Source organism: Rhodoferax sp., assembly GCF_023700745.1.
GTDB lineage: Bacteria > Pseudomonadota > Gammaproteobacteria > Burkholderiales > Burkholderiaceae_C > Rhodoferax.
The window spans coordinates 119,253-134,890 of record NZ_JAMPYG010000002.1; the positions used below are offsets into that span (position 1 = coordinate 119,253).

The following is a 15,638-nucleotide window of genomic DNA, read 5'->3' on the forward strand; positions in this document are numbered from 1 at the left end:
TGGGCACGTTGTCAGTGCCCACACTGCAATTTCCTGAAAAACCAAAAGCGAGATCCGTCATTGCGAGCGAAGCGTGGCAATCCATGAAGTCCTGAATTGCCACGTCGCTGGCGCGTCTCGCAATGACGTGATGCGCCTTACTTCTTCACTGGCTCGTCCGGCTTGGCGGCGTTGCCTTCGATGTACGGGCTCCAGGGCTTGGCTTTCACTGGGCCGGGGGTTTTCCAGACCACGTTGAACTGACCGTCAGCCTTGATCTCGCCAATGAACACCGATTTGTGCAGGTGATGGTTCTTCTCGTCCATCTTGCTGACGATGCCGCTCGGCGCCTTGAAGGTCTGGCCGGCCATGGCGGCAATGACCTTGTCAACCTCGGTGGTCTTGGCTTTTTCAACCGCCTGCTTCCACATGTTGATGCCAATGTAGGTGGCTTCCATCGGGTCGTTGGTCAACGGCTTGTCTTTGTGACCAGCGATGTTCTTGGCCTTGGCATAGGCCGCCCACTTGGCGATGAACTCGGTGTTGGTCGGGTTCTTGATCGACTGGAAATAGTTCCAGGCAGCCAGGTGGCCCACCAGCGGCTTGGTGTCAACGCCGCGCAGCTCTTCCTCGCCCACGCTGAACGCCACCACGGGCACATCTTTTGCCTTCAGGCCGGCATTGCCCAGCTCTTTGTAAAACGGCACGTTGGAGTCGCCGTTGATGGTCGACACCACGGCGGTCTTGCCACCGGCGGCAAACTTCTTGATGTCGGCCACGATGGTCTGGTAATCCGAGTGGCCAAACGGGGTGTATTTTTCATCTATATCAGATTCCTTGACACCCTTGGATTTCAGGTAGGCGCGCAGGATCTTGTTGGTGGTACGCGGGTAGACATAGTCGGTACCCAGCAGCACCCAGCGCTTGGCGGCGCCGCCGTCCTTGCTCATCAAATAGTCCACTGCAGGGATAGCTTGCTGGTTGGGCGCGGCACCGGTGTAGAACACGTTTTTGGACAGCTCTTCACCCTCGTACTGCACCGGATAAAACAGCAAGCCATTCATTTCTTCAACCACTGGCAAGACCGACTTGCGGCTCACCGATGTCCAGCAGCCAAAGATCACATCGACCTTGTCCTGACCCAGCAGTTGTTTGGTCTTTTCGGCAAACAGCGGCCAGTTGGAAGCGGGGTCCACCACCACGGGCTCGAGTTTCTTGCCGAGCAAACCGCCCTTGGCGTTGATCTCGTCAATGGCCATCAGCACGGTGTCCTTCAACACGGTTTCCGAAATGGCCATGGTGCCCGAGAGGCTGTGCAAAATGCCGACCTTGATGGTGTCGGCAGCCAGCGCCGGCAGCGCTGTGAGGGTGGTGAGCGCGACGGCAGCGGTGAGCGCCTTGAGCGTGAAACGACGTGAGTTCAAAGATTGCATGTGCTACTCCAGAGTTGATGAAACCGTTGTCGCCGGGACGGGGCCTGAATCAGGCTTTTGTTCAGCGATGGTTCGACTTTAGGGAAGCACCGTGCCTTGGGAAATACGCCGAGTGGCGTAGGGATACGGGTTATTTATGTGTCATTGACTCCGCCTGGATGGCGGTCAGCGCGATGGTAAAAACGATGTCGTCAACCAGCGCGCCGCGCGACAAATCATTCACCGGCTTGCGCAAGCCCTGCAACATCGGGCCCACCGACACGACGTTGGCCGAACGCTGCACCGCCTTGTAGGTGGTATTGCCGGTGTTGAGGTCGGGAAACACAAAGACCGTGGCCTGCCCGGCAACGGGACTGCCCGGCGCCTTTTGCGCTGCGACATCCCGCACGGTCGCTGCGTCGTACTGCATCGGACCGTCGAGCACCAGATCAGGCCAGCGCGTCTTGGCCAACTCTGTGGCGATGCGCACCTTCTCGACGCCCTCACCTGATCCGGATTCGCCAGTGCTGTAGCTGATCATGGCGACTTTGGGGTCAATGCCAAAGGCCCGTGCGCTGTCGGCGCTCTGCTTGGCGATATCGGCAAGCTGTTGGGCCGTTGGGTCGGGGTTGATCGCACAATCGGCATAGACCAGCACCTGCTCGGGCATGAGCATGAAGAAACAGGACGAAACAATCGTCGAACCCGGTGCCGTCTTGATCAATTGCAGCGCCGGGCGCACCGTGTTGGCTGTGGTGTGCACCGCACCGCTGACCAATCCATCGACTTCATCGACCGCCAGCATCATGGTGCCAAGCACAACGGTGTCTTCCAGGGCGAGCAGGGCCTGACCTGACGTGAGTCCTTTGCTTTTGCGCAACTCCAGCATCGGAGCGACATAATGTTCCGCGATCTGATTGGGTTCAAGGATCTCCAGCCCCGGCGGCAATTCGATCCCGAGCGAGTCGGCAACCGACTGGACCACCTTGCGCTGCCCCAGCAGCACACAACGCGCAATACCCTTCTGGGTGCAGATCACGGCGGCACGAATCGTGCGCGGCTCTTCTCCTTCGGGCAACACGATGCGCTTGTGGGCAGCGCGCGCCTTCTGGATCAGCTGGTAACGGAAGGCCGGGGGCGACATGCGGGTCGACACGGCAAGCTCCAGTCCTGCGCAGATCGCGTCACCGTCGAGTTGCTCGGCCAAGCTGTCAATCACGGTATCCATCCGACTCAAATCGTCCTGCGGTACCGCCAGGGGTAAACGGCTGATGCGAGCGGCGGTTTCATAACTGTCGCCATCGGTGCGCAACACCGGCAAACCACCCTGGAATGCACGTGAGCCAAAACGCTCAATACGCGGGCTGATGAAGCTGTGATGGGTGAGCACAAGACCCGCCAGCTCAATGCCGTTGCTTTCCGCCAGTGCGGTTGCCAGAATGACGTCGTCGCGGTCGCCCGCGCTGATCACCAGCGCACCGGGTTTGAGACGAGGAATGACTTCGGTGACCGAACGGGCAGCCAGCACCGTGTCCAGCACGCGCCGGGTCGCGATTTGGCCTTCGATCATCACCTCGGCACCCAGATGGCGGGCCACGTCGATGGTGCGTGGCGCGGACAGTGCCGGGTTGTTCTCGATAACGCCCCAGATTGGCACGCCGCCCAGTTGTTTGGCGACGGCGGCCTCATCGAAATCGGCCGCCGCGCGGTTAAAGATGACGCCTACCACCTGGCGTCCAGCTTGGCGGACCTGGGCAATCAGGTAGTTGGTCTGGGCGATCCCCTCGGCGTCCGCCCCGCTGGCAACGAGTACCACGTCCGCCTGTAGGCTTCTGGCGATGTCGCCGGACAGGCGCGGAATGAAAGCCCGGCTCGGATCGGCATGAATACCTTCGACCACCAGCACATCCGCCCCTTCAGTGGCTGACATGGCCAGGCTGACAATGTCTTCGAGCAACTCATCGGTTCTGCCACTGGTGATGTACTGTGTCACCAGGTTCATGGGCAGGGGGTCGGGCGTATTCGCGACCTTGCAGATGCTTCGTGCGAACAGCACCGATGGTTCGGTGTCTGGCGTGCGTTTGGTGACTGGCTTGACAAACGCCACCTTCAGTCCGCGCCGTTGCAGTGCCCGCAACAGACCGAGTGAAACCGAAGTGAGGCCGACGTTGGGTTGTGTCGCCGCAACAAAATACGAACGCATGGGGAAAACTCCGCTGGTTATCGCCAGTCCTGCAGTCAACTGGCGTAGAAATTGTGCGCTGCATCATAACTTAACCTAGGGTTAACCCTAGGTATAAACATCGATGTATTGACCTTCGTCAATATTAATTCACCCTTGAAACCGGCGTCATCATGTCATCCCTCTCTGCGCCCTGAATGGTGTTATCCGCGTGCCGTGGGCATTTGGGGAATCAGGCTGGACAAATCCAATTGAGGTGGCCAGAATCAAACCCTCAGAACCGCAATCGCCATCCCCCGCCCTCGACAACAACTTGCCGGATGGCTCTATCAAAGGAGTAAGTTATGACTACCCATGACAAGCCCATCGAGCTCGAGCCCGTCAAGTGCGAAGTGTGCCTGAAAGAAGTGCCTGCATCCGAAGCCATCATCCCTGAAGCATCAGACTACTTTGTCCACTTTTGCGGCCTGGAATGTTATGAGAAATGGAAAAAACAGGGCGACAAGCCCAACGTTCAGGCCAACAGCCCTGGTTCATAATGTCAGCGCCTGGCTAATGCACTGCTGGCTTGCTTGCGCCTGGCTCCTGGTGGGCGTGATCGCCCCATCCGCAGCCGCCGACCCCCTGACCACAGGAACACCCCTTTGGTTTGAGGCCAACCGGCCCAGCCTGCAGGCGCAACAGGCGGTCCAGATTCTGCTCGCTGTCGCCAATGACGGACTCGACCCGCACCATTACCAGGCTACCGACCTGGGCCAAGCAGTGGTACAGGCCAGCGCTGGCCCGGCACTTGATCCCGGACAACAAGCCCGCCTGGACGCGGCCTTGACCCAGGCGATGCAGCATTACCTGAACGACCTGAGCCGCGGACGGGTCAACCCAAGCCAGATCAAAGCGAATTTTTCGTTGCCAAACCAGCCCGCGACCGATCTCACCACATGGCTGAGCACGGCCGTGCGCGAGCAGCGCCTGCACGCGGCCGTGGCGCAGCTGGCAAACCAGGCGCCCATGGCCGCGCCCCTGCGCCAGGCACTGGCCGCGTACCGCACGCTCATCCCTCACCCGGCCTGGCAATCACCCCTGGCGCCGCTGCCAGGACGCAAACTGGAAGCCGGACAGACCTATGCCGGCTTGCCGCTGTTGGCCCAGCGCCTGCAAGCACTGGGCGACCTGGCAACCGGAACACCGACACCTGAACGGCTGGAGGGGGAATTGCTTGAAGCGTTGAAGCGTTTTCAGGAACGCCACGGCCTGAGCCCTGACGGCGTGCTGGGAGCCAAAACCTGGCAGCAACTGAACATCACACCCGAGCAACGGACCGAGCAAATTGCGCTCAGCCTGGAGCGGCTGCGCTGGACGCCCCTGCGCCAGGCCGCGCGCATGGTGGTGGTCAACGTGCCGGAGTTTGTGCTGCGCGCCTACGAGGTGCAGGACGGACGCATCCATGTCAAGCTGAGCATGAAGGTGATCGTTGGCAAGGCGCTGGACACCCGCACCCCCTTGTTCGACGAGGAAATGCGCTTCATCGAATTCAGCCCCTACTGGAATGTGCCGCCCTCGATTGCGCGTGAGGAAACGGTGCCCCACCTGCGCGCCGATCCAGGCTATCTGGCGCGCCAGGGCATGGAGTTTGTCACGGCCAACGGACAGGTGATCACCACCATGGCGCCCGAACACCTGGCCGCAGTGCTGTCGGGTGCGTGGCGTATCCGCCAGCGGCCGGGACCGCAAAATGCCCTGGGGGACATCAAGTTCGTCTTCCCCAACAACAGCAACATTTACCTACACCACACCCCGTCGCCCGGCCTGTTCGAGCGCGACCGGCGCGATTTCAGCCACGGTTGCATCCGCGTGCAGGACCCGGTGGCGCTGGCCAAGTTTGTGCTGCAGGACGATCCGGGCTGGCCTGAGGAGCGCATCCGGACGGCCATGGCCAGCGGCAAGTCCAGCACCCTGCGTCTGGCGCAACCCCTGACCGTGCTGATTGCCTACAGCACCGTGGTGGTCAAGGGCGGCCGCGTGTTTTTTTACCCCGACCTCTATGGCCACGACCGATTGCTGGCCCGTGCGCTGCGCCAGCATGCGGCCACCTTGCCCCCACAAGCCCTGCCGAATGGCCGAATTCCTTAAAATACCCCGACATGACACGACCGCCCCTTCTCCCCGTGCAAGCCGCCCGCCGCTCCTTTTTGCACCGCTCCGCCCAAGCCGTGATGCTCGGCGGCGCGCTGGGTCTGGCGGGCAAGCCGGTGCGGGCTGCAGCCCCCAGACTGCGCAGTCTGGTGCTCGACCACACCCACACGCACGAACGCATTGACCTGGTGTACGCCTCGGGCGAGCACTACGTACCGCAGGCGCTGGGCTCCCTGAACCACTTTCTGCGTGACCATTACTCGGGCGACGTCGGCCAGATCGACCCGCAGTTGTTCGACCTGCTGCACGACGTTCGCCAAGTGCTGGGCACGGGGGTGCCGTTGACTTATCACATCATTTCAGGCTACCGCAGCCCTGTCACCAATGCCCGCTTACGCAGCACACGCAGTGGTGGCGTGGCCAAACAGAGCCTGCACATGGCGGGCAAGGCCATCGACGTCCGCCTGCCCGGTGTGCCGCTGGCCGAGTTGCGCGACGCGGCCCTGTCGCTCAAGGCAGGCGGCGTGGGGTATTACCCGCACGACCAGTTTGTCCACATTGACACCGGGCGCGTGCGCACCTGGTAATTCCGCTTCCAAACCATCCCTGTCGTTGTTGCTTCGCCTTGTCGTGCCGCAGCACTGCCTGCGGCTTCGCGCCTAGACAGGAATGATTTGGAAACGGAATAGTTAACCATCAAACTGCGGCTGCAGTTGCCGGATGCGGCGCATCGCCATGGCGGCCGCGGCGGTGCGGGTTTCCACACCCAGTTTGGCAAAAACATGCTCCAGGTGTTTCTTCACGGTCATCGGGCTGGAGCCCACAATGTCGCCGATATCACGGTTGATCTTGCCCTTGACCACCCAGTACAGCACCTCGGCTTCCTTGGGGGTGAGCTTGAAGCACAGGCCCATGGTCTCGATGACACTTTCGTCGCTGACTTCCTGCATGATAATGAGCCAGTCGCCACCACCCTCGCTGTCGCCAATTTGCTGATGCAGCCTGAACGTCAGACGTTTCGGGCCGGCTTCCACACTCAGGCGCGGCGGCTCGACACCGTTCAGGCCCTGATCGACGTGCCGACGCAGCCAGGTCAGCACGGGAAGGGGCGTGGTGGGCGCGTCGGTGCCGTAGTAGCGCATCAGCAAGTCACGCGCCAACGAGGTTTGCCACATCAGACGCCCATCGCCCACACGCACCGTGATGCTGGCATAGCCAAAGGCATCGAGCGCGTTGCGGGTCTGGCGCTTTTCCCGAGCGCCCTGCAGGTGCACGGCCATGCGTGCCAGCACCTCCTTGGGTTTGATCGGTTTGGTCACATAGTCCACGCCACCGGCTTCCAGCGCAGCCACCAGGTGCTCGGTTTCGGTCAGGCCGGTCATGAAAATGATGGGAATGTGCGCTGTTTTCGGGTCGGCCTTGAGCTGGCGCGCCACCTCAAATCCGTCCATGCCGGGCATCATGGCGTCAAGCAGCACCACGTCGGGCAGCGCTTGCGCCGCGCGCTGCAGCGCTGCCGCGCCACTGAGGGCCACCAGCACGGTGTAGCCCGATTCGTCGAGCGCGTCATGCAGCACCGTCAGGTTGTCGGGCACGTCGTCAACAATCAGCACCACGTCGCTGTTGGCACGGTCCAGCGTGCGGTCAAACGCCTTGTTTGTTTTATTGCTCATGGTCAATGCCGGCCAGTTGCTGGCTCATGGCTTCAAACTGGAACTGGCCGGCCAACGCACGCATGCGGGCGATAAACAAGGCGCACTCGGGCTGCGCCGCCGCCAGGGCGTCAAGCTGGTTCAGGATGCCGCGGTAAAACCCCAACGTGACCACCTCCTGCAAGGCGTCCAGTTGGGCCCGGTCCGGGTAAACCAGCGCCAAGGCTGGCTCTGCTTCAGGTGCTTGCAACACGGGCGTGGCGGCCTCCTGCCAGGCCAGACCGAGGCGCTGGCCCAGCCAGTCCAACAAGTCGGCGTGGCGCACCGGCTTGCAAAAAAAGTCCTCGCCGGGAAGCCCGACCGGGTTGACCAGCCCCTTGTCAAAGGCGTTGGCCGAGACGATGGCAAGGTGGGCGGCAGGGCGCTGCGTGGCTTGTTCAAGCAGCCGCAGCCGGCGCACGGTCTCCCAGCCGTCGATGCCGGGCATGGCCAGGTCCATGAACACGGCATGGGGCTGGTAGCCGCTGGCCAGCAGGTCGAGCGCATCGTGGCCGCTGGCCGCGGTGCGCACCTCGAAGCCCAGCGGTTGCAGCACTTGCACCAACAGTTCCCGGTCGGCTTCTTCGTTGTCCACCACCAGCACCCGCTGGCGCGGCCCGACATAGCTCAAACGCGATTTAACTGACGCGACCAGAAGCGCTTCCCGCTGCGCGCCACCACCCCCCGTGGCTAGAAAACTGGTGTGTAACTCGGGCAGGAAGAGCTTGACCTTGAACACTGAGCCCACACCCGGCTGGCTGCTGACGCTGAGCTCACCCCCCATCAGATCGGTCAGCATCCGGGCAATGGTCAGACCCATGCCGGCGCCGGGCGCACCCAGGCCGGGCGCGCTGGCCCGGGCGAAGGGCTCAAACACGTGGGCCAGGTCCTGCGCGCTCAAGCCCGGCCCGGTGTCCTCGATCTCGATGTGGGCCATCTCGACGCCGTAGCGCAGGCGCAGGATCACCTGGCCGCTTGCGGTGAACTTGATGGCGTTGCCCAGCAGGTTGAGCAAAATCTGGCGCACCCGTTTTTCGTCGGCACGCACCACGGCAGGCAGCGTGCCCTGCACCTCAAAGACAAAGCGCAAGTCCTTGCGCCCGGCTTCCAGCGCAAACATGTCGGCGAGGTCCTGCATGAAGTCGGCAAAGGCCAGTGGCCGGGGGCTGAGCGTGAGCCGGCCCGACTCGATGTGCGCCAGGTCCAGCGTGCCTTCGATGAGCGAGAGCAAATGTTCACCGCCGCGTTTGATCACAGCCACCGCCTGCTTGCGGTGCGGTGGAATCGACAGGTCTTCACCCATCAGCTGGGCATAGCCCAGAATGCTGTTGAGCGGCGTGCGCAGCTCGTGGCTGATGGCGCTGATGTAGCGGCTTTTGGCCTGGTTGGCACGTTCTGCGGCCTGCTTGGCCAACTGCAGGGCCGCATCGGTCTGACGGTGCAACCTGATTTCGCGCAGCAGCAGGCTGGTTTGCCGGTTCGATTCGTCCTGCGCCACCCGCCGGCTCTGGTGTGCCAGCACCACCCACCAGGCCACCAGACCGGCGATCAGTATCAGTGCGGCATAGGCTTTCAGAAAACCGGCGCGCAGCGCGTCAAGCGCGACCTGCAGCATTTGTGCATCAAAGATGGACTGCACCAGGGCACGCCTTTCCTGGTGGTAAAGCAAGCCAAATACGGTGGCCAGCAAGGGCGCAATCACCAGCATCAGCAACAGGAAATAGCCCAGGCCCTTGTCCAGGTGTGACCAGCTGCGCCGGGGCAAAAGCCAGCGCAGCACACCGGTCCACTGCGCGCCCAGGCTGGCGTGGGGTTTGCACAGGTCGCCACAACGGGCGTCGAGGGTGCAACAGAGTGAACAAATCGGCCCCTGGTAGGCCGGGCAATGCGCCATGTCAGGGCCTTCGTAGTCGCGCTCGCAGATCACGCAGCGCTGCAGGCGCAGACGCGGGTAGGCGCCTGCGTCCAGGGCCGCAAGGACCTCGCTCTCCCGCGCCAGGTAGTACTTGCCCCGGGTGGCCAAGGCAATCAGGGGTGACGTGATCAAGGCGGTAGCCAGCGCGATCAGCGCCGAAAACGCCTGCGCCAGAACACCAAAATAACCCAGATGGGCCGTGATCGACAACACCGACGCCAAGCCCATGGCACCCACGCCCACCGGGTTGATGTCGTACAGGTAGGCGCGCTTGAACTCAATGCCTTTGGGGCTCAGGCCCAGGGGCTTGTTGACCACCAGGTCAGCCACTACCGCCATCATCCAGGCAATGGCGATGTTGGAATACAGCCCGAGCACATCACCCAGGGCGGCAAACACGTTCATTTCCATCAGCATGAAGGCGATCAGCGTGTTGAACACGACCCACACCACGCGCCCGGGGTGGCTGTGCGTGAGGCGCGAGAAAAAGTTGCTCCAGGCCAGCGAGCCGGCGTAGGCGTTTGTGACATTGATCTTGATCTGCGACACCACCACAAACAGCGCCGTGGCTGCCACCGCCCAGCCGTAGTGTGGAAACACGTACTCGTAGGCCGCCAGGTACATTTGATTCGGGTCCACCGCGCGCTCCGGCGGCACCGCGTGGCTGATGGCCAGGTAGGCCAGCAAGGCGCCGCCCAGCATCTTGAGCACGCCCAACACCACCCAGCCCGGTCCGCCAAGCAGCACGCTGAACCACCAGCTTCGGCGGTTGGCGGCGGTCAGGGCAGGCATGAAGCGCAGGTAGTCAGCCTGCTCGCCCATTTGCGTCATCAGCGCCACGCCCACGGTTAACGCCGCACCAAACAGGGGCAGACTGAAGCCTTCTGATGACCCTTTGTCACCAAGATAGTGCACCACACCCGCGAACGCCGTGGGTTCGCGCCACAGCACGAAAGCAAACGGCAGCAGCCACATCACGAGCCACAGCGGCTGGGTCCAGACCTGCAGCCGGCTGATAGTGGAGACCCCGTGCGTGACCAGCGGAATCACCACCAACGCGCAGATCAGATAACCCCAGCGCGGCGGAATATCGAGCGCCAGCTCCAGCGCATAGGCCATCACCGCCGCTTCGAGTGCAAAAAAGATGAAGGTGAACGAGGCATAAATCAGCGAGGTCAGCGTTGAGCCGATGTAGCCAAAACCGGCCCCCCGGGTGAGCAAATCCATGTCAACACCGTACTTGGCGGCGTAGATGCTGATGGGCAAACCGGCCAGAAAAATGATCAGCCCGGTCGCCAGGATCGCCCAGAATGCGTTGACAAAACCGTATTGCACCAGCAGCGTGGCGCCCACTGCCTCCAGAATCAAAAAGGCAGCAGCACCGCCCAGCGCAGTTTGCGCCACACGCCATGGTGACCACTGGCGAAAGCCCTGCGGCGTGAAGCGCAAGGCATAGTCCTCCAGCGTTTCGCTGGCCACCCAGGCGTTGTAGTCGCGCCGCACCAACGTGATGCGCTGCGACGGAGCGTCTGAGAGCGTTGAACTGGTTTGAGGAGGGTGTTCTGGAGTCACACCACAACGGTGCAGTTTCCATGCCATGCCATGACAAACCAATGCACTGGGTCCAGCGCGGTGGGGTGTCTGGGCGGCTGACGATTTCTGGTACCCCAGTATGAGGAGGCCGCCCGGACGTCCCGCCGCGCGGGTTCAAGGCACAAAGTTCAGGCACGGCTTTTGCATTGCAAGTGACATGGAACTTACCCCCCGTGTTCGGCCAGCACCTGTGGCCGCACGAGCTAATTAATCAAAGCATTGAGTGAAGCGAAATGGAACTTTCTCCTCGTGAAAAAGACAAACTCCTGCTGTTCACAGCCGGCCTGCTGGCCGAACGCCGCAAGGCGCGAGGCCTGAAACTCAATTACCCCGAGGCCGTGGCCCTGATCAGCTGCGCCGTCATGGAAGGCGCGCGCGACGGCCAGACCGTGGCGCAACTCATGAGCTTTGGCCGTACCATCCTGACCCGTACCGACGTCATGGAAGGCATCGCCGACATGATTCCCGACATCCAGGTGGAGGCCACATTCCCCGACGGCACCAAACTGGTGACGGTCCACCAACCCATTGTTTGAACCCGGACGACCACCATGAAAAAAATTCCACTGATGCACGCTGCGCTGCTGTGCGCTCCGGTATGGGCCAACGAGGGGCACGGCATGGGCACCGGCAGCCATTGGCACGCCAGCGACGCCCTGGGCTTTGCCATCGCCATCGGGGTTGGACTGGTCCTGTGGGCCGTGTCGAACCGCAAGTGAACGCACCATGATTCCCGGCGAACTCCTGACCGACGGCCCCGACCATGTGCTCAACCCGGGCCGGCGTACCCGCACGCTGGTGGTGCTGAACACCTCCGAGCGCCCGATCCAAGTCGGCTCGCACTACCACTTTGCCGAAACCAATGGCGCGCTGGGCTTTGACCGGGCCGCCGCGCAAGGCATGCGGCTGAACATTGCATCGGGCTTGGCGGTGCGGTTCGAGCCCGGACAACAACGCACCGTGGAACTGGTGGCCTATGCGGGGAGTCGCATCGTTTACGGCTTTCGTGGCCTGGTGCAAGGTGCGTTTTAGAAAGAACAACGATGGCAACCATTGGACGACGCGCCTACGCGGAAATTTTTGGTCCCACCGTGGGTGACCGGGTTCGGCTGGCCGACACCGGCTTGCTGATTGAAGTCGAAGACGACCTGACCCTGCGCGCAAGCGGCTACGGCGAAGAGGTCAAATTTGGCGGCGGCAAAACCATTCGCGACGGCATGGCGCAAAGCCAGCGCACACGCGACGGCACCGGCAGCGGCCCGCAAGCCGGTGGTGCGGTGGACTGCGTCATGACCAACGCGCTGATCCTGGACCACTGGGGCATCGTCAAGGCCGACATCGGCCTCAAGGGCGGGCGCATCGTCGCCATCGGCAAGGCCGGCAACCCCGACGTGCAGCCGGGCGTGGACATCGTGATCGGCCCCGGCACCGAGGTCATCAGCTGCGAGGGCAACATCGTGACTGCCGGCGGCATTGACTCGCACATCCATTTCATCTGCCCGCAGCAAATCGAGGAAGCGCTGGCCAGCGGCATCACCACCATGATGGGCGGCGGCACCGGCCCGGCCACCGGCACTTTTGCCACCACCTGCACGCCAGGGCCGTGGAACATCGAACGCATGCTGCAGGCGGCCGACGCTTTTCCGATGAACCTGGGTTTTCTGGGCAAGGGCAACGCGAGCCTGCCCGCCGCGCTGCACGAGCAGGTCAACGCGGGGGTGATCGGTCTCAAGCTGCACGAAGACTGGGGCACCACGCCAGCCGCCATCAGCAACTGTCTGGACGTGGCCGAAGAGCTGGATGTGCAGGTGGCGATCCACTCCGACACGCTCAACGAGAGCGGCTTTGTCGAAAACACCATTGCCGCCACCAAGGGGCGCAGCCTGTGCGCCTTCCACACCGAGGGCGCCGGCGGTGGCCACGCGCCCGACATCCTGCGGGTGGTGGGCGAGGCCAATTTTTTGCCCAGCTCGACCAACCCGACCATGCCCTACACCGTCAACACGCTCGACGAGCACGTCGACATGCTGATGGTCTGCCACCACCTGGACGCCGCCATTGCCGAGGACCTGGCTTTTGCCGAGAGCCGCATCCGCAAGGAAACCATTGCCGCCGAAGACGTGCTGCACGATCTGGGGGCCATCAGCATGATGAGCAGCGACAGCCAGGCCATGGGTCGCGTCGGCGAGGTCATCATCCGCACCTGGCAGACCGCGCACAAGATGAAGGCACAGCGCGGCTGGCTTGCAAACCCACAGCCGACCGGCCGCGGGGTGCCCGAAGACTCGTCGCGCAACGACAACTTCCGCGCCAAGCGCTACGTGGCCAAGTACACCATCAACCCGGCCATCGCCCACGGCATCAGCCACGAGGTCGGCTCGATCGAGCTTGGCAAATGGGCCGACCTGGTGATCTGGAAGCCGGCATTCTTCGGCGTCAAGCCCGCGCTGATTCTCAAGGGCGGCTTTATCGCCATGGCCGCCATGGGCGACCCCAACGCCAGTATCCCGACACCGCAGCCGGTGCATTACCGGCCCATGTTTGGCGCTTATGGTGGCGCGTTGGCCAGAGGCTCCATCACGTTCATCTCGCAAGCGGGCGAGAACGCCGGCATCAAGGAACGCTTTGGCCTGGCCAAAAATGTGAGTCCGGTGCGCAACATCCGTGGCATTCGCAAGGCGCACATGGTGCACAACAGCTACCTGCCCACCATGGAAATTGACGCGCAAACCTACACGGTACGCGCCGATGGCCAATTGCTGACGTGCGAACCTGCCGTGAGTTTGCCGATGGCGCAGCGCTATTTCTTGTTTTGATGCTGCTGATCTCCAAACTGATACCCCAAGGCCAGGGCCTGGCCCCGGTGCTGCTCAAGCGCGCCGCCACTGTCGAGCTGGACTGGGACCTGCGGCAGAAAAGCCGGTTCGAAGCCAGCGATACCGTGGGGCGACAGATAGGCATCTTTCTGGCGCGCGGCACCGTGCTGCGCGGTGGCGACGTGCTGGTGGCCGAAGATGGCTCATTGATCAGGGTCATTGCAGCCCCTCAATCCGTGCTGCGCATCACACCTTGCAGCACACATGGCTCCGGCTTCGACCTGATCCGTGCCGCCTACCATCTGGGCAACCGCCACGTTCCCATCGAGCTCAAGCCCGACCACCTCAAGATCGAGCCCGACCATGTGCTGGCCGACATGTTGCGCGCCATGCACCTGACTGTGGTGGAAGTCAATGAGGCCTTTGAGCCCGAAAGCGGCGCCTATGCCAGCGGCGGCCATTCGCATGGGCATGACGACGATCACCACCATGCATGACACCAGCCTGCTGCAACTCATGTGGCTAGCCTCGCCGGCCTTGCCAATCGGCGGCTTTTCCTACTCGGAAGGCCTGGAGGCAGCGGTGGAGTCGGCCCGTGTCACGACAGAAGCTGAAGCCGCGGCCTGGCTGTTGGACCAGCTGGAACTGAACCTGGCGCGCTGCGATCTGGCGGTAGTGGCACAAGCGATGCCTGCCTGGCAAGCCGCCGACGCAACCCGCATTACCGCCCTCAACGCCTGGGTGCTGCAGACGCGCGAAAGCGCCGAACTGCGCGCGCAGACCGAGCAAATGGGGCGTTCCCTGCTGGAATGGCTGCGCAACCACACCACGGCAACGCCGGCGCAAATCGGCCTGCTGGCCGAGCTGCAGCCCACTTACCCGCTGGCCTTTGCGCTGGCGGCCAGCGCCACCGGCGCACCCGTGCGCGATTGCCTGCTGGCCTATGCCTTTGGCTGGGCCGAGAACATGGTGCAAGCCGCGATCAAATCGGTGCCGCTGGGCCAAAGCGCCGGGCAGCGCATTTTGTCCGCATTGACGGCAGCCATTCCTGCGGCCATCGGCCATGCCCTGTCGGTGCCTGACCACAATCGCCAGGCTTTTTCCCCCATGCTGGCCATTTTGAGTGCCCAGCACGAAGTCCAATACTCCCGTCTTTTTCGTTCCTGAGCCACACCATGAACCCACTGCATCACATCAAGCACCGCACCAAACCCCTACCCCCATTGCGCGTGGGCATCGGCGGGCCGGTGGGCTCCGGCAAAACCACGCTGCTGGAAATGCTGTGCAAGGCCATGCGCGACCAGTACGACCTGGTGGCCATCACCAACGACATCTACACCAAGGAAGACCAGCGCCTGTTGACCGTGAGCGGCGCCCTGCCCGCCGAGCGCATCATGGGCGTGGAGACCGGCGGCTGCCCGCACACCGCCATCCGGGAAGACGCATCGATCAACCTGGAAGCCATCGACCGGATGCTGGTGGATTTTCCGAATGCCGACATCGTGTTCATCGAAAGCGGCGGCGACAACCTGGCCGCCACCTTCAGCCCCGAACTCTCCGACCTGACGATCTACGTGATCGACGTGGCCGCCGGCGAAAAAATCCCGCGCAAGGGCGGCCCCGGCATCACCAAGAGCGACTTGTTTGTCATCAACAAAACCGACCTGGCCCCCTATGTGGGCGCGAATCTGGACGTGATGGCGTTAGATACCACACGCATGCGCAGCACGCCCAAGGGGCTCAAGCCCTTTGTCATGACCAACCTGAAAACGCTGGACGGCCTGGTGCAGGTGGTGGCGTTTATTGAGCAAAAAGGCATGCTGGGAGACGTGTGAGACCAACCCGCCAAACCGTTGATTCTCAGTTGTCGATGTGCCAACCCTTTCCGGGCATCAACTTGCTGACCTGGAAACGGCC

Annotated in this window: 14 protein-coding genes; 10 read left to right on the top strand and 4 right to left on the bottom strand. The window is 62.5% G+C overall.

Annotated features, from left to right (window positions below; translation table 11 throughout):
* Positions 1–137 precede the first annotated feature (137 nt).
* Entirely contained in the window at positions 138–1,412 is a 1,275-nt protein-coding gene (gene urtA / locus NDJ10_RS02640; RefSeq protein WP_296159548.1) for an urea ABC transporter substrate-binding protein, read from the bottom strand.
* Positions 1,413–1,542: 130 nt separating this feature from the next.
* Positions 1,543–3,594 (bottom strand): phosphate acetyltransferase, encoded by a 2,052-nt coding sequence (gene pta, locus NDJ10_RS02645; RefSeq protein ID WP_296159549.1) that lies wholly within the window; start codon positions 3,592–3,594, stop codon positions 1,543–1,545.
* Between the two features lie 323 nt (positions 3,595–3,917).
* On the opposite strand from pta, the gene NDJ10_RS02650 reads away from it, so the two are divergent.
* The 3 genes from NDJ10_RS02650 (at position 3,918) to NDJ10_RS02660 (ending at position 6,293) form a co-directional block, all read left to right on the top strand.
* Positions 3,918–4,112, top strand: a complete 195-nt coding sequence (locus tag NDJ10_RS02650; RefSeq protein ID WP_296159550.1) for a DUF3330 domain-containing protein — start codon at positions 3,918–3,920, stop codon at positions 4,110–4,112.
* 16 nt (positions 4,113–4,128) lie between these two features.
* Positions 4,129–5,703, top strand: coding sequence for a L,D-transpeptidase family protein (locus NDJ10_RS02655; protein WP_296159551.1), 1,575 nt, complete (start codon positions 4,129–4,131; stop codon positions 5,701–5,703).
* 83 nt (positions 5,704–5,786) lie between these two features.
* The gene (locus tag NDJ10_RS02660; protein ID WP_296159809.1) at positions 5,787–6,293 is read left to right on the top strand and encodes a YcbK family protein; all 507 of its coding nucleotides are present in this window, start codon (positions 5,787–5,789) and stop codon (positions 6,291–6,293) included.
* Positions 6,294–6,395: 102 nt separating this feature from the next.
* On the opposite strand, the gene NDJ10_RS02665 is transcribed toward NDJ10_RS02660, so the two are convergent.
* The gene (locus tag NDJ10_RS02665) at positions 6,396–7,379 is read right to left on the bottom strand and encodes a response regulator (protein ID WP_296159552.1); all 984 of its coding nucleotides are present in this window, start codon (positions 7,377–7,379) and stop codon (positions 6,396–6,398) included.
* Positions 7,369–10,911, bottom strand: coding sequence for an ATP-binding protein (locus tag NDJ10_RS02670; RefSeq protein WP_296159554.1), 3,543 nt, complete (start codon positions 10,909–10,911; stop codon positions 7,369–7,371). The genes NDJ10_RS02665 and NDJ10_RS02670 overlap by 11 nt, the downstream gene beginning before the upstream one ends.
* Positions 10,912–11,138: 227 nt before the next feature.
* Here NDJ10_RS02670 and ureA point away from each other — a divergent pair, with 227 nt between their 5' ends.
* The 7 genes from ureA to ureG are packed head-to-tail and all read left to right on the top strand — an operon-like array spanning position 11,139 to position 15,556.
* Entirely contained in the window at positions 11,139–11,441 is a 303-nt protein-coding gene (gene ureA / locus NDJ10_RS02675) for an urease subunit gamma (protein WP_296159555.1), read from the top strand.
* Between the two features lie 15 nt (positions 11,442–11,456).
* Positions 11,457–11,624, top strand: coding sequence for a hypothetical protein (locus NDJ10_RS02680; RefSeq protein WP_296159556.1), 168 nt, complete (start codon positions 11,457–11,459; stop codon positions 11,622–11,624).
* A 7-nt stretch (positions 11,625–11,631) separates the two neighbouring features.
* Positions 11,632–11,937, top strand: coding sequence for an urease subunit beta (locus NDJ10_RS02685; RefSeq protein WP_296159557.1), 306 nt, complete (start codon positions 11,632–11,634; stop codon positions 11,935–11,937).
* 11 nt (positions 11,938–11,948) lie between these two features.
* The gene (gene ureC / locus NDJ10_RS02690) at positions 11,949–13,721 is read left to right on the top strand and encodes an urease subunit alpha (protein WP_296159558.1); all 1,773 of its coding nucleotides are present in this window, start codon (positions 11,949–11,951) and stop codon (positions 13,719–13,721) included.
* Positions 13,721–14,218, top strand: coding sequence for an urease accessory protein UreE (gene ureE, locus NDJ10_RS02695; RefSeq protein WP_296159810.1), 498 nt, complete (start codon positions 13,721–13,723; stop codon positions 14,216–14,218). Before ureC ends, ureE begins: the two co-directional genes overlap by 1 nt.
* Entirely contained in the window at positions 14,193–14,888 is a 696-nt protein-coding gene (locus NDJ10_RS02700) for an urease accessory protein UreF (RefSeq protein ID WP_296159559.1), read from the top strand. Before ureE ends, NDJ10_RS02700 begins: the two co-directional genes overlap by 26 nt.
* Before the next feature lie 8 nt (positions 14,889–14,896).
* Positions 14,897–15,556, top strand: coding sequence for an urease accessory protein UreG (ureG, locus tag NDJ10_RS02705; RefSeq protein WP_296159560.1), 660 nt, complete (start codon positions 14,897–14,899; stop codon positions 15,554–15,556).
* The last annotated feature ends 82 nt before the right edge of the window (positions 15,557–15,638 follow it).